Raw genomic sequence first — 13,727 nt, forward strand, 5'->3', positions numbered from 1 at the left:
TCAGGCGGTCGCGGGCGTGGCTTTGTCGGCTTCCGAAGCCGCCGAAAATTCCTTGCGCAGCGTCGGCTTGTGGATCTTGCCGGTGGCGTTGCGCGGGAGCGCGTCGACGAAGCGGACCTGGCGCGGGCATTTGAAGCGCGCGAGATTGGCGGCGCAGTGCGCGAAGATGTCCGCTTCGCTCAAGGCTAGTCCGGGCTTGACCGCGACGATGGCAAGGCCGACCTCGCCCCATTGTGCATCGGGAATGCCGATCACGGCGGCTTCCGCGATGGCCGCGATCTGATGCAGGGCGTTCTCGACCTCGGCCGGATAGACGTTCTCGCCGCCGGAAATGTACATGTCCTTCCAGCGGTCGACGATGTAGTAAAAGCCCTCCTCGTCGACGCGGCTGGCATCGCCCGTGTGCAGCCAGCCGTCAGTGAAGGAGGATCTGTTGGCTTCCGGCCGGTTCCAGTAGCCGGGCGTGATGTTCGGTCCTTTCACCCAGAGCTCACCAAGCTCGCCGACAGTGGCATCACTGCCGTCCGGCCGCACGATCCGCACCTCCGTATGCAGCACCGGCTTGCCGGCGGAGCCTGCTTTCCGCGCCGCATCCTCGCGGTCAAGCACCAGCACCGCCGGCGAGGTCTCGGTCATGCCGTAGCCCTGCTGAAGCGCGACACCGCGCGCCTCCCAGACCTTCAGCAGCGGCACCGGCATTGGCGCGCCGCCGACGCCGCAGGTCGCCAGCCGGCCCAGATCGGTGGTCGTAAAGGCTGGATGCTGCGCCATGAACTGGTAGATCGCGGGCACGCCGAAGAACACGTTGATGCCCTGCGCGGGATCGCCGATCAGTTGCAGCGCAAGGCCGGGATCGAAGGCGCGCATGATCAGCACGGTGCCGCCGGCATGCAGCGCAGGGTTGGTGTAGCAATTGAGCCCGCCAGTGTGGAACAGCGGCAGCACGGTGAGCAGCACCGTGGACGGCCCGATGCCGGCGGGGCCGCCGAGGTTGACGCAATTCCAGAACGTCATGCCATGGGTGATCGTCGCACCCTTGGGATGGCCCGTGGTGCCCGAGGTGTACATGATGGTCGAGATGTCATCGAGCGTCACTTGCTCGATCCTGTCGAGCGGCTTTGACGCCGCGATGCCCGCTTCGTACGAGCCCCCAGGGCCAAGCAGCAGCGTCGTGCCAACGCCGCAAAGCTTCGTCACCGCAAGCGCGGTCTCGCCGAGATCGCCGTCATGGACCATCACTTTCGGCGCGCAATCGGTGACGATGAACTGCAATTCCGGAACGGTGAGGCGTGTATTCAGCGGCACGAAGACCGCGCCGAGCCGGAAGCAGGCGAACTGCACCTCGAGCGTATCGGTCGTATTTTGAGCCAGCACGGTGACGCGATCACCGCGCGTGACGTTCAGGCCGTCGCGCAGATGCGTGGCGAGGCGCGAGATCCGCGCGTCGAATTGTTCGTAGCTGAAGCGACGCCGGCTCGCCAGGTCGACGACCGCGATCTTGTCAGGCGCGCGGCGGCTGTGATGAGCGATCCAGTCGTAATGGCGAACGGTCAAGTGTCCCTCCATTTGCGGTCTTGCGCCGTCTGCCTCTCATTGCCTTGCAACATGCCAGGCCGGCCCCGAGGGGCTGGCCTGAGTTTTTTGCAAGTTTCTTTTTTGGTTCGGAGTTGCTCCGCGAGGGGCTAAACTGTCTTGCGTTGAGTTGCTGGAGCATGGCCCGACGGAAGTCGGATGCTCCCGGCCAGCCACTCGACGCAAGTGGGCGGGTGGTGTTCCGGCCATGGTGGCAACAAGAATCGCCGCCAGCGAAAGCGACCACGCGATGACGAGCCCGTTCTATACCGCCGAGCACGACGCTTTCCGCGCCGTGATGCGCCGCTTCGTCGAAAAGGAGATCGAGCCTCACGCCCAGGAATGGGACGAGGCCGGCGAATTCCCGCGCGCGTTGTATCGCAAGGCTGCGGAGATCGGCCTTTTGGGGCTCGGGTTCCCCGAACAATTTGGCGGCAGCCCCGCCGATCAGTTCATGAAGATCGTGGCCAGCCAGGAGCTGGCGCGCGCCGGTGCTGGCGGTATCAGTGCGTCGCTGATGAGCCATACCATCGGCTCACCGCCGATCGCGCGCGCAGGCCGCGCCGAGATCAAGGCGAGGGTGCTGCCGCAGATCCTCGCCGGCGAAAAGATCTCCGCGCTCGCGATCACCGAGCCCAGCGGCGGCTCCGACGTTGCGAACCTGCGCACCAGGGCACAGCGCGATGGCGATCATTACGTCGTGAGCGGCGAGAAGACGTTCATCACCTCGGGCATGCGCGCCGACTATCTGACCGTTGCCGTGCGCACGGGCGGCGAGGGCGCCGGCGGCGTCAGCCTGCTTCTGATTGATGGCGATACGCCCGGCCTGTCGCGCACCAAGCTGAAGAAGATGGGCTGGTGGGCCTCCGATACCGCGACGCTGCATTTCGACGACTGCCGCGTGCCGGCCGAGAACCTGATCGGCGAAGAAGGGCAGGGCTTCAAGATCATCATGCAAAACTTCAACAGCGAACGCATGGGCATGGCGGCCGGCTGCACGGCCTTTGCCCGCGTCTGCCTCGACGAGGCGGTCGCGTATGCCAAAGAGCGCAAGACCTTCGGCAAGCCGCTGGCCCAGCACCAGGTGATCCGTCACAAGATCGTCGACATGGCGCAGAAGGTTGCTGCCAGCCAGGCTATGCTGGAAATGCTGGCCTGGCGGCTCGAGCAGGGCGAGAGCCCGGTCGCTGAAATCTGCATGATGAAGAACCAGGCGACGCAGACGATGGCGTTCTGCGCCTCGGAAGCTGTGCAGATCTTTGGCGGCGCCGGCTTCATGCGCGGCATCAAGGCCGAGCGCATCTACCGCGAGGTCAAGGTCAACGCCATCGGCGGTGGTACCGAGGAGATCATGAAGGATCTGGCTAGCCGGCAGATGGGGTTGTGATCTTCACCGTCATTCCGGGGCGACGCGAAGCGTCCAATCCGGAATCTCGATATGTAGGACTCATCTCTGGATTCCGGGTTCGCGCTTCGCGCGCCCTGGAATGACGAAGGGAAAGAAATGCTGTTCACTGTCGACCACGACGACATCCGCCGCTCCCTGCAGAAATTCATCGCAGGCGAGATCAACCCCCATGTCGATGACTGGGAGAAGGCGGACGTCTTCCCAGCGCACGAGCTGTTCAAGAAGATGGGCAGCCTTGGCTTCCTCGGGCTGAACAAGCCGGTCGAGTTCGGCGGCTCGGGGCTCGACTACTCGTATGCACTGATGATGGCGGAGGAGTTGGGGTCCATCACCTGCGGCGGGGTGCCGATGGCGATCGGCGTGCAGACCGATATGGCGACGCCTGCGTTGGCCCGCTTCGGCTCCGACGAGGTGCGGCGTGAGTTCCTGGCGCCCTCGATCGCAGGCGATTTCGTCGCCTGCATCGGCGTCTCCGAGCCCGGCGCGGGCTCCGACGTCGCCTCGATCAAGACCAATGCGCGTTCCGACGGCGACGACTACGTCATCAATGGCGGCAAGATGTGGATCACCAACGGCACGCAGGCCGACTGGATCTGCCTGCTCGCCAACACCGGCGATGGGCCCGTTCACCGCAACAAGTCGCTGATCTGCGTCCCCATGAAGAGCAAGGGCGTCACGGTGGCACGCAAGCTCGACAAGATGGGCATGCGCTCCTCCGACACCGCGCAGATCTTCTTCGACAATGTCCGCGTGCCCAAGCGCAACCGGATCGGCGACGAGGGCAAGGGCTTTACCTATCAGATGATCCAGTTCCAGGAGGAGCGGCTGTGGGGTGCGGCCGCCTGCCTGAGGGCGCACGAATACATTATCGACCAGACCATCGAATATACCCGCAACCGCAAGGCCTTCGGCCGGAGCATTCTTGACAACCAGGTCGTGCACTACAAGCTTGCGGAGATGCAGACCGAGGTCGAGCTGTTGCGTGCGCTGGTTTATCGTGCCGGCGAGGCGTTGGTGGCGGGTGAGGACGTGACGAAGCTCGCGACGATGGCCAAGCTCAAGGCCGGCCGTCTCGGCCGCGAGCTCACCGATGCCTGCCTGCAATATTGGGGCGGCATGGGCTTTACCAACGAGACGCCGGTCAGCCGCGCCTATCGCGATAGCCGCCTGACCTCGATCGGCGGCGGTGCCGATGAAGTGATGCTGATGGTCTTGTGCAAGATGATGGGAACGCTGCCCGATAGCATCAGAGTCTGAGCATGATCTTTTCGGAAAACCACTGCACACTTTGCGCTGCCGCGGCCCTTCGGGTCCGGATCATGCTCTAGGGGAACCGCCCGATGATCACGCTCTATCACTGCGACGCCGCGCGCTCCTTCCGCCCGCTCTGGATGCTGGAGGAAATGGGTCTGCCGTATGAGCTGAAGATGCTGCCGTTCCCGCCGCGCGTCTTCGCCAAGGAGTACTTGGCGATCAATCCACTGGGCACGATCCCTTTTTTGATCGACGGCGAGACACGGATGACGGAGTCTTCCGGTATCTGCCACTACCTCGGCACCAGATACGGGCCAACTCCGCTGATGGTCGATGCCAATGATCCCGATTTCGGCGCGTTCCTGAACTGGATGTATTTCAGCGATGCGACACTAACCTTCCCGCAGACGCTGGTACTTCGCTACGCCCAGCTCGAGCCGGAAGAGCGGCGCAATCCCCAGGTCGCCGGCGACTATGCAAAATGGTTCCTGGGTCGCCTGCGCGCGGTGGAGGCAGCGACCGCAAATGCCGAGGCCTTGTGCGCCGGCCGCTTCACCGCCGCCGATATCGTGATTGGCTACGCCCTGCGGCTTGCAGAAAGCATCGGGCTTTCGCGCGATTTCGGTCCAAATGTCGCAGCCTACTGGGCGCGCCTGCAACAGCGCGAGGGTTTCAAGCGAGCAGTAGCGGCGGAGCGTAAGGCGGGAATCGAGCAGAACGTCGCGCCAAGGCTGAGGGCGTGAGGGAACCGTCATTCCGGGGCGCCCGAAGGGCGAGCCCGGAATCTCGAGATTCCGGGTTCGATGCTTCGCATCGCCCCGGAATGACGACTATTTGTGACAGCGCTATCCCGTCGTGACACCATGCAAAATTCCGCTAAGGTGGCCACGTCCGCAGCGGCCAAAAGAGCTGTGCGAGGAGGACCGCCGATGGAAGATAAGGGTCGCGAATCCGACCATTTGATGCTGATCACGCCGGAGCGCGTGTTCTATGCGGGGTTACTCGGCCGGCCGCGCCGGCGGACCGCCGGTTGCTGCCACGTCTATGTCGCGATCAAGGGCAGCCTGCATCTGACCATCGACGACGTCCACACCACCGACATCCTCGTCGTGACCCTGCCGAACCAGCGGCACACCATCGCGAGCGACTATCGCACGGTCATCAGCGTGACGCTCGAGCCCGAGAGCATGCCGGACGGCGTGATTGAGGCACTGGCCGAGCGCCTGACCGGACCGGACAAGGCAGCCTACGCGCGAAAGATCCTCGCGGCTTATGCGTTCCTGCGCCAGCGCCGCTATGGCGATGTCACCACCGCCGAATTCGACGAGATGTGCTTTGGCGAGGCATTGTCGCGCCGTGTGCTCGATCCGCGCGTGATCCGGGCGATCGCGCGCATCGAGCGCTTCTCCGGCGAACCGGTGACGGCGGACACCTGTGCGGCGGAAGCCAGCCTCTCGGCTTCGCGCTTCCTGCATCTGTTCAAGGAAGAGACCGGCATTTCCTTCCGCTCCTTCCGCGCCTGGAAACGCGCGCGGCATCTCCTTCATTTCGCCAACCAGGACCTCAACCTCGCCCATCTCGCGCAGGACATCGGGTATCCCGACAGTACTCATTTCAGCCATTCGATTCGCCGCTTCTATGGCCTGAAGCCGCGCGCCATCTTCGTCGGTTCGCGCGATCTTGCGATCTATCGCAGCGGCGAGACGGCGAAGCTTGCGGAAGCAAGCTAGACTCGCTTCGGGTGGGTTAGCCGAAGGCGTAACCCACCACTTCTGCATCCGCGGGACGCGCCTGTGGGTTACGCTTCGCTAACCCACCCTACGCAGCTACTGCTACGGCAGCCATCCCTAGCTTCTCCGCGCAAGAAGCCGCAGCTTTCGCGTCACATGATCGCAGCGTTGCATTCTCAACCTGCGAGAACCCCAACGCATGAGCGACAAGGCCGTCATCACATGTGCGCTCAACGGCGTGCTCACCGACCCCCGGCAGCACAACGTGCCGGTGACGCCCGAAGAGATGGCGCGCGAGGCCCGGGCTGCGTTCGACGCCGGCGCCAGCATCATGCACATCCATCTGCGCCAGCAAGCGCCGAACAAGGGGCACTTGCCGTCCTGGGAGGTCGGCGTCAGCAAGGAGATCCAGCAGGCGATCCGCGAAGCCTGCCCCGGCGTGATCATCAATCACACCTCGGGCGTGTCGGGGCCGAACTACAGCGGCGCACTCGATTGCATTCGCGAGACGAAGCCGGAGATCGCCGCCTGCAACGCCGGCTCGCTGAACTATCTGAAGGTGAAGGCCGATCACACCTGGGCCTGGCCGCCGATGATGTTCGACAACGCAGTCGAGAAGGTGAAGGACTATCTCGACGTCATGAACGCGGTCGGCACCATCCCCGAGTTCGAATGCTTCGACGTCGGCATCGTCCGCTGCGTCGGCATGTACACCCAAGTCGGCATGTACGAGGGGCCGCTCGAATACAATTTCGTCATGGGCGTTGCCTCCGGCATGCCCGCTGATCCCGAGCTGCTGCCGATCCTGCTCAAGCTGAAGCGTCCCGAGGCGCATTGGCAGGTCACGGCGATCGGCCGCGAAGAAATCTGGCCCCTGCATCAGCGCTGCGCCGATCTCGGCGGGCACCTGAGGACCGGCCTCGAAGACACCTTCTATCTCGCTGACGGCAAGAAGGTGACGTCGAACGGTCAATTGATCGAAGCGGTGGCCGCTTGTGCACGTCGCGCCGGCCGCGAGATCGCGAGTCCGGCCGAGGCGCGGAAGATTTTTGGGACGAACCGGTAGGTATTACCCCCACCGTCATTGCGAGCGAAGCGAAGCAATCCACAATGTATCCGCGGAAACAGCCTGGATTGCTTCGTCGCTTCGCTCCTCGCAATGACGGGTAGGATAGAGCTATGTCCATCATCGAAAACACCATTTCCGCCGGCAACGCCGCCTACCACGCCAACCGTGACGGCATGCTGGCGCTAATCGACCGGATGCGTGCGCTGGAAGAGCGCACGCGCGGGGCGTCCGCCGCCGCAAAGGATCGCTTCCACAAGCGCGGCCAGCTGCTGCCGCGCGAGCGTGTCGCGCTGGTTCTCGACCCCGGCGCGCCGTTCATCGAGCTCTCCACGCTGGCCGGCTACATGTTCGACGTGAGCGATGCCAACACGAGCGTGCCCGGCGGCGGCGTCATCGCAGGCATCGGCTTCGTCTCCGGCATCCGCTGCATGGTCAGCGCCAGCGACGCCGGCATCGATGCCGGCGCGCTGCAACCCTATGGCCTCGACAAGACGCTGCGCGTGCAGGAGCTCGCGCTGGAGAACAGGCTGCCCTATGTGCAGCTCGTCGAAAGCGCCGGCGCCAATCTCCTGCGCTACCGCGTCGAAGACTTTGTTCGCGGCGGCAACATCTTTCGCAACCTCGCGCGGCTCTCTGCGGCGGGCCTCCCCGTTGTCACCGTGACGCATGGTTCGTCGACCGCGGGTGGTGCCTATCAGACGGGTCTGTCCGACTACATCGTCATGGTGCGTGGCCGCACCCGCGCCTTCCTCGCGGGACCGCCGCTGCTCAAGGCCGCAACCGGCGAGTTCGCGACCGAAGAGGAGCTCGGCGGCGCCGAGATGCATACGCAGATCTCCGGTCTCGGCGACTACCTCGCCGAGGACGACCGCGATGCCCTGCGCATCGCGCGTGAAATCATGGCAGCGCTGGAATGGGAGCGGCCGGGCCGGGCGAGCGCGCACTACAAGCCGCCACGCTACGATCAGGACGAGCTGCTTGGCATCATGCCGATGGATCACAAGCGCCCCGTCGACATGAAGCAGGTCATCGCGCGCATCGTCGACGATTCCGACTTCACCGAGATGGCGCCGAATTATGGCCCCGCCACCATTTGTGGCCATGCCCGCATCGAAGGTCAGGCGATCGGCATCATCACCAACAACGGTCCGCTCGATCCGGCCGGAGCCAACAAGGCGACGCACTTCATCCAGGCTTGCTGCCAGACCCGCACGCCGTTGCTGTATCTGAACAACACCACCGGCTACATGGTCGGAAAATCCTATGAAGAGGCCGGCATGATCAAGCACGGCTCGAAAATGATCCAGGCGGTGACGTCGGCGACGGTGCCGCAGATCACCATCTATTGCGGCGCTTCCTTCGGTGCCGGCAATTACGGCATGTGCGGCCGCGGCTTCCATCCGCGCTTCTGTTTCTCCTGGCCCAATGCCAAGACCGCCGTGATGGGCGGCGAGCAGGCGGCCGAGACCATGGCGATCGTGACGGAAGCTGCTGCCGCGCGCCGCGGCAAGCCGATCGAGAGGGACAAGCTCGAGGCCATGAAGGCAGAGATCATCGGCGTATTCGACGGCCAGATGGATGTGTTTTCGACCAGCGCCCGCGTGCTCGATGATGGCGTGATCGATCCGCGCGACACTCGCGCGGTCCTCTCCGAAGTGCTCGCGATCTGCCGCGAGGGCGACGCTCGGACGCCCCAGCGCATGCAATTCTCGGTGGCCCGCCCATGAGGAACGGATCAGTGCAGCACCGGCCGTTCTTCAAGGTGTTGGTCGCCAATCGCGGCGAGATCGCGCTGCGGGTGATGCGCAGCGCGCGCCGTCTCGGCCTTGGCGTCGTCGCGGTCTATTCGGATGCGGATCGCGATGCCTTGCATGTGCGGCAGGCTGACCAGGCCGTACGGATCGGCGAAGCCTTGCCGGCGCAATCCTATCTCAACATATCAGCCATCATTGCCGCTGCGAAAGCGAGCGGGGCGGATGCCGTGCACCCCGGCTATGGCTTCCTCGCCGAGAACGAGGCGTTTGCGAAGGCTTGCAAGGATGCCGGCCTCGTCTTCATCGGCCCGTCGACCCAGGCAATCGAGGCGATGGGTAACAAGGCCGGCGCCAAGGAGATCATGAAGAAGGCCGGCGTGCCTATCGTGCCGGGCTATCAGGGCGCCGACCAGAGTGACGAGGTGATGCTCGCGGAAGCCGGGAAGATCGGCTTCCCCGTGATGATCAAGGCGGTCGCCGGCGGCGGCGGTCGCGGCATGCGGCTGGTGGCTGATGCCGCGGCCTTCCCCGACGCGCTGTGCAGCGCGCGCTCCGAAGCGAAGGCCGCGTTCGGCGATCCCACGGTTATCCTCGAACGCGCGATCCAGGACCCGCGGCACATCGAGATTCAGGTATTCGGCGACTCCTATGGCAACGCCATTCATCTCGGCGAGCGCGATTGCTCCGTGCAGCGACGGCACCAGAAGCTGATCGAGGAGGCGCCGTCGCCGGCAGTGACGCCGGAGTTGCGTGCGAGAATGGGCGAGGTCGCGGTCGCAGCCGTGAGGGCGCTGCGTTATGAGGGCGCCGGCACGCTGGAATTCCTGCTCGACGAAAGCGGCGAGTTCTACTTCATGGAGATGAACACGCGCCTGCAGGTTGAGCATCCCGTGACCGAGGCGATCACCGGCCTGGACCTCGTCGAGCTGCAACTGCGCGTCGCCCGCGGTGAGCCGCTGCCGGTCAAGCAGCAGGACATCAGGTTCTCCGGCCACGCCATCGAAGTGCGGCTGTGCTCGGAGGACGCCGCACACGATTTCATGCCGCAGTCCGGCCGCATCGCGCGCTGGCAGGTGCCGGACGGCATCCGCGTCGAGCACGCGCTGCAATCGGGAACGGAGATTCCGCCGTTCTACGATTCCATGATCGCCAAGGTCATTAGCCATGGCGCGACGCGCGAGGAAGCGCGAGGTCGCCTGATCTGCGGGCTGGAACAGCTCACCGCCTTCGGCGTCGCCACCAACCAGGCGTTCCTGATGTCGTGCCTGCGGCATTCCGGCTTTGCCAAGGGCGAGACGACGACGGCGTTCATCGGCGCGCATCGCGATGAGCTTCTGGTGCCGCGCAAGGACGGAGCGTTCGGCGCTGCGCTCGCAGGCCTGTTGCTTTACGTCACCAACCCGCACGCCCCGTCGTGGCGCGGCGGGCGGAGCTTGGCGACGACGTTTCCGCTGCCGGTGAAGATCGAGATCGAGGGGCACACGCATGAGCTCGAAGTCACGCGCGAGCGTGATGGCAGCTACGTGGTCTCCACTGATGGACAAATGCATCGGTTCGAGGTCGATGAGCTAGATTCAGAGACGATTCGTTTCCATCACGCCGGCCTCATGGACACCGCAAAATTCCTGCGCGATGGCGGTCGGCTTTGGCTCCAGCACCGCGGCTTCCCGCTCGTGGTCGCCGATCTTACCCACGCCGCGCCGAAAGCCGCCGCAGCGAATGGCGGCGACGGCAAGGTCCGCGCCGCCATGAACGGCCGCGTCGTCGCAGTGCTGGTCAAGCCAGGCGACCGCGTCCTCGCCGGCCAGCCGGTGATGATACTGGAGGCGATGAAGATGGAGCACGTCCACAAGGCCGGCATCGATGGCGTGGTCGTGGCGATCGATATCGCCGAGGGTGAGCAAGTGAAGACGGGGAAGGTCGTGGTGGAGATCGAGCCGCAAACACCGCAATCGTAGGGTGGGTTAGCCGGAGGCGTAACCCACCACTTCTCTCGACGTAGAAACAAAAGAGGTGGGTTACGCTTCGCTAACCCACCCTACAATTCTATTGCCCTCGCCCCGTTCCCTCATTGAGCAAGCACGCCACCTGGTGCCCCTCGCTGGCCTCCACCAGCGACGGTCGCTCCGTGTTGCATCGCGCCATCGCAAAGCGGCAGCGCGTGTGGAAGGCGCATCCCGATGGCGGATTGACCGGGCTCGGCACGTCGCCGTCGACCAGCGGCGTGAGCCGCTTCGCGTGCGGATTGGCGATCGGGACCGAGGCGAGCAGCGCCTGCGTATAGGGATGGCGCGGATTTCTGAACAGCTCATCCTTGTCCGCGATCTCGACGATGCGACCGAGATACATCACGGCGACACGGTGGCTGATGTGAGCGACCACCGCCAGATCATGCGCGATGAACAGATAGGAGAAGCCGTGCTGGCGCTGCAGGTCGATCAGGAGGTTGATGACCTGCGCCTGGATCGAGACGTCGAGCGCGGAGACGGGCTCGTCGCAGACGATTAGCCGTGGCTGAAGCGCGAGCGCGCGGGCAATGCAGATGCGCTGGCGCTGGCCGCCGGAGAATTGATGCGGGAAATTGCGCATCTGGTCGGGCCGCAGGCCCACCTGCTCGAACAGTTTTGCGACGCGCGTCTCCAGCGCTTTCCCGCTTGCGAGGCCATGCACTGCGAGAGGCTCGCCGACGATGTCGCCCGCTGTCATGCGCGGGTTGAGCGAGGCAAAGGGGTCCTGGAACACGATCTGCATCGAACGGCGATGCGGCCGCAGCTCGGTCTTGGAGAGATGCGTGATATCCTCACCGTCGAGGCGAATCTGGCCCGAGGTCGGCTCGACCAGCCGCAGCACGCTGCGCGCCACTGTCGACTTGCCGCAGCCGGATTCGCCGACGAGGCCGAGCGTTTCGCCCGTATGAAGCGAGAAGCTGACGCCATCGACTGCATGCACGGTGCCGACCCGCTTGCGCAGCACGCCGGCGCGCACCGGATAGTGCTTGAAGAGGTCGGTGACCTCGAGCAACGTCTCGCTCATGCCACCTCCTCCGCGACCTCGGCCGCACGCCAGCAGGCGGCGAGATGGCCGCCACCCCAATCCTGAAGCGGCGGATATTCGGCCTCGCAGCGCTTGATGGCGAGCTTGCAACGCGGCGCGAAGGCGCAGCCTTTCGGCAGCCGCACCAGCGACGGCACGGTCCCGGGAATCTCGTTCAGCCGCGCCTGCGCCGCGACGCCGGATGCCGGGACCGCCGGGATCGAAGCCATCAACCCGCGCGTATAGGGATGTTTTGGTGCAGCGAACAATGCTTCCACCGTCGCTTCCTCGACCTTCTTCCCCGCATACATTACGATCACGCGCTGCGCGGTCTGCGCCACGACGCCGAGGTCATGCGTGATCAGCACGAGGCCGGTGCCGAGCTCCTTCTGAAGGTCGAGGATCAGCGCGAGGATCTGCGCCTGGATCGTGACGTCGAGCGCGGTGGTCGGCTCGTCCGCGATCAACAGCGCCGGCCGGCAGGCCAGCGCCATCGCGATCATCGCGCGCTGGCGCATGCCGCCGGAAAGCTGATGCGGATATTCCTTCGCGCGCCGGGCCGGCTCGGGAATGCGCACCAGCCGCAGCATCTCGACCGCGATGTCTTGGGCCTCTCTGGTCGAGATGCTGCGATGCAGCCGCACGGCCTCCGTGATCTGGTCGCCGATCCGCATCACCGGATTGAGCGAAGTCATCGGCTCCTGGAAGATCATGGAAATGCGGTTGCCGCGAATGGCGCGCATCTTCGCATCATCCAGTGCGAGCAGGTCAGTGCCCTCGAGCGTCACTGAGCCGCCGACGATGCGGCCGGGCGGGTTGGGCACGAGCCGCATCAAGGAGAGCGCGGTGACGCTCTTGCCGCAGCCGGATTCGCCGACGATCGCCAGCGTCTCGCCGCGCCGCACCTGGAATGAGACGTCGTCGACGGCCTTGAAGAGTCCGGAATTGGTGAAGAACACCGTTTTCAGGTTCCTCACATCGAGCACGAGATCGGAGGTGTCGCTCATCAGCCCCGCTGCCTCGGATCCAGGATGTCGCGCAGCGCGTCACCGAACAGATTGGTGCCGAACACGGCGAGGCTGATCGCGATCCCCGGGAAGATCACCAGCCACGGTGCGGTGCGGACATATTCGGCAGCCGATTCCGACAGCATGCGGCCCCAGGACGGGTAGGGCTCGGGAATGCCGAGGCCGAGGAAGGAGAGCGAGGCCTCGGTGAGGATGGTCGAGCCGAGCTGCGCCGTGGCGAGCACGATCAGCGGCGCCAACGTGTTCGGCAGCACGTGGCGGAGCGCGATCCGCATCTCGCTCATGCCGATCGATTTGGCGGCTTCCACGAACGGCTGCTCGCGCAGGGCCAGCGTGTTGGCGCGGATCACGCGTGCCACCGTCGGGATCAGCGGAATGGCGATCGCGATGATGACGTTGGGCAGCGACGGCCCAAGCGCGGCCGTCATCACCAGCGCCAGCACCAGGAGCGGCAGCGCCTGAAGGATGTCGGAGACACGCTGAAACACGAGATCGACCCAGCCGGAGAGATAGCCCGAGGTGAGGCCGACGATCACGCCGATGGAGGCGCCAAGCGCGGTCGAGCCGATGCCAACCGCGAGCGATATCCGCGCACCGTGGATGATGCGGCTGAAGACGTCGCGGCCGAAAGAATCCGTGCCCATCCAGTGCAGCGCGCTCGGGCGTGCCAGCGCATGCGCGGCATCGACGGTGAGGGGATCGAAGCGGGCGAGGAAATTGGCGAAGATCGCCGTGAACACGAACAGCGTCATGATGATCAGCCCGGCCGCGCCCAGCACATGCCGCTGCGCCAGGAACAGCACGCGCCGCCAACCGCCTGTCGCGCCCGCACCGGCGCGCTTCAGTTCGAGATCATAGTCGATCGCGGCCAAGCAATTC

Annotated in this window: 11 protein-coding genes; 7 read left to right on the top strand and 4 right to left on the bottom strand. The window is 64.8% G+C overall.

The window, feature by feature from the left end; all coding sequences use genetic code 11:
* A complete protein-coding gene (locus tag SO140_RS00605) occupies positions 1 to 1,554 on the bottom strand; it encodes an acyl-CoA synthetase (protein ID WP_449377829.1) in 1,554 nt (517 codons plus the stop codon).
* Positions 1,555 to 1,822: 268 nt separating this feature from the next.
* Here SO140_RS00605 and SO140_RS00610 point away from each other — a divergent pair, with 268 nt between their 5' ends.
* The 7 genes from SO140_RS00610 (at position 1,823) to SO140_RS00640 (ending at position 10,745) form a co-directional block, all read left to right on the top strand.
* Positions 1,823 to 2,959 (top strand): acyl-CoA dehydrogenase family protein, encoded by a 1,137-nt coding sequence (locus tag SO140_RS00610; RefSeq protein WP_449377841.1) that lies wholly within the window; start codon positions 1,823 to 1,825, stop codon positions 2,957 to 2,959.
* A gap of 117 nt (positions 2,960 to 3,076) precedes the next feature.
* Complete coding sequence (locus SO140_RS00615) at positions 3,077 to 4,237, top strand: acyl-CoA dehydrogenase family protein (RefSeq protein ID WP_449377828.1); 1,161 nt, start codon at positions 3,077 to 3,079, stop codon at positions 4,235 to 4,237.
* An 83-nt stretch (positions 4,238 to 4,320) separates the two neighbouring features.
* Entirely contained in the window at positions 4,321 to 4,977 is a 657-nt protein-coding gene (locus SO140_RS00620; RefSeq protein WP_449377827.1) for a glutathione S-transferase family protein, read from the top strand.
* A 186-nt stretch (positions 4,978 to 5,163) separates the two neighbouring features.
* The gene (locus SO140_RS00625; RefSeq protein ID WP_449377826.1) at positions 5,164 to 5,964 is read left to right on the top strand and encodes a helix-turn-helix domain-containing protein; all 801 of its coding nucleotides are present in this window, start codon (positions 5,164 to 5,166) and stop codon (positions 5,962 to 5,964) included.
* A 199-nt stretch (positions 5,965 to 6,163) separates the two neighbouring features.
* The gene (locus tag SO140_RS00630; RefSeq protein WP_449377825.1) at positions 6,164 to 7,030 is read left to right on the top strand and encodes a beta-keto acid cleavage family enzyme; all 867 of its coding nucleotides are present in this window, start codon (positions 6,164 to 6,166) and stop codon (positions 7,028 to 7,030) included.
* Positions 7,031 to 7,143: 113 nt separating this feature from the next.
* Positions 7,144 to 8,760, top strand: coding sequence for an acyl-CoA carboxylase subunit beta (locus tag SO140_RS00635; protein WP_449377824.1), 1,617 nt, complete (start codon positions 7,144 to 7,146; stop codon positions 8,758 to 8,760).
* Positions 8,757 to 10,745: an acetyl/propionyl/methylcrotonyl-CoA carboxylase subunit alpha gene (locus SO140_RS00640; protein WP_449377823.1), complete on the top strand. Its 1,989-nt coding sequence runs from the start codon at positions 8,757 to 8,759 to the stop codon at positions 10,743 to 10,745. The genes SO140_RS00635 and SO140_RS00640 overlap by 4 nt, the downstream gene beginning before the upstream one ends.
* An 88-nt stretch (positions 10,746 to 10,833) precedes the next feature.
* Here the strand turns inward: SO140_RS00640 and SO140_RS00645 are convergent, their stop codons facing one another.
* The 3 genes from SO140_RS00645 to SO140_RS00655 are packed head-to-tail and all read right to left on the bottom strand — an operon-like array spanning position 10,834 to position 13,720.
* A complete protein-coding gene (locus SO140_RS00645) occupies positions 10,834 to 11,820 on the bottom strand; it encodes an ABC transporter ATP-binding protein (protein WP_449377822.1) in 987 nt (328 codons plus the stop codon).
* Positions 11,817 to 12,827: an ABC transporter ATP-binding protein gene (locus SO140_RS00650; RefSeq protein ID WP_449377821.1), complete on the bottom strand. Its 1,011-nt coding sequence runs from the start codon at positions 12,825 to 12,827 to the stop codon at positions 11,817 to 11,819. The genes SO140_RS00645 and SO140_RS00650 overlap by 4 nt, the downstream gene beginning before the upstream one ends.
* Positions 12,827 to 13,720 carry an ABC transporter permease gene (locus tag SO140_RS00655; RefSeq protein ID WP_449377820.1) on the bottom strand — a complete coding sequence of 298 codons (894 nt, stop codon included), beginning with the start codon at positions 13,718 to 13,720 and terminating at the stop codon, positions 12,827 to 12,829. Before SO140_RS00655 ends, SO140_RS00650 begins: the two co-directional genes overlap by 1 nt.
* Between the last annotated feature and the right edge of the window lie 7 nt (positions 13,721 to 13,727).

The organism is Bradyrhizobium sp. UFLA05-108 (assembly GCF_059803455.1).

What these genes read in the sequence shown, in the direction of transcription:
- SO140_RS00610 (WP_449377841.1), top strand. Translation starts at nt 1,823, where the DNA reads ATGACGAGCCCGTTCTATACCGCCGAGCACGACGCTTTCCGCGCCGTG.
- SO140_RS00615 (WP_449377828.1), top strand. Translation starts at nt 3,077, where the DNA reads ATGCTGTTCACTGTCGACCACGACGACATCCGCCGCTCCCTGCAGAAA.
- SO140_RS00620 (WP_449377827.1), top strand. Translation starts at nt 4,321, where the DNA reads ATGATCACGCTCTATCACTGCGACGCCGCGCGCTCCTTCCGCCCGCTC.
- SO140_RS00625 (WP_449377826.1), top strand. Translation starts at nt 5,164, where the DNA reads ATGGAAGATAAGGGTCGCGAATCCGACCATTTGATGCTGATCACGCCG.
- SO140_RS00630 (WP_449377825.1), top strand. Translation starts at nt 6,164, where the DNA reads ATGAGCGACAAGGCCGTCATCACATGTGCGCTCAACGGCGTGCTCACC.
- SO140_RS00635 (WP_449377824.1), top strand. Translation starts at nt 7,144, where the DNA reads ATGTCCATCATCGAAAACACCATTTCCGCCGGCAACGCCGCCTACCAC.
- SO140_RS00640 (WP_449377823.1), top strand. Translation starts at nt 8,757, where the DNA reads ATGAGGAACGGATCAGTGCAGCACCGGCCGTTCTTCAAGGTGTTGGTC.
- SO140_RS00645 (WP_449377822.1), bottom strand. Translation starts at nt 11,820, where the DNA reads ATGAGCGAGACGTTGCTCGAGGTCACCGACCTCTTCAAGCACTATCCG.
- SO140_RS00650 (WP_449377821.1), bottom strand. Translation starts at nt 12,827, where the DNA reads ATGAGCGACACCTCCGATCTCGTGCTCGATGTGAGGAACCTGAAAACG.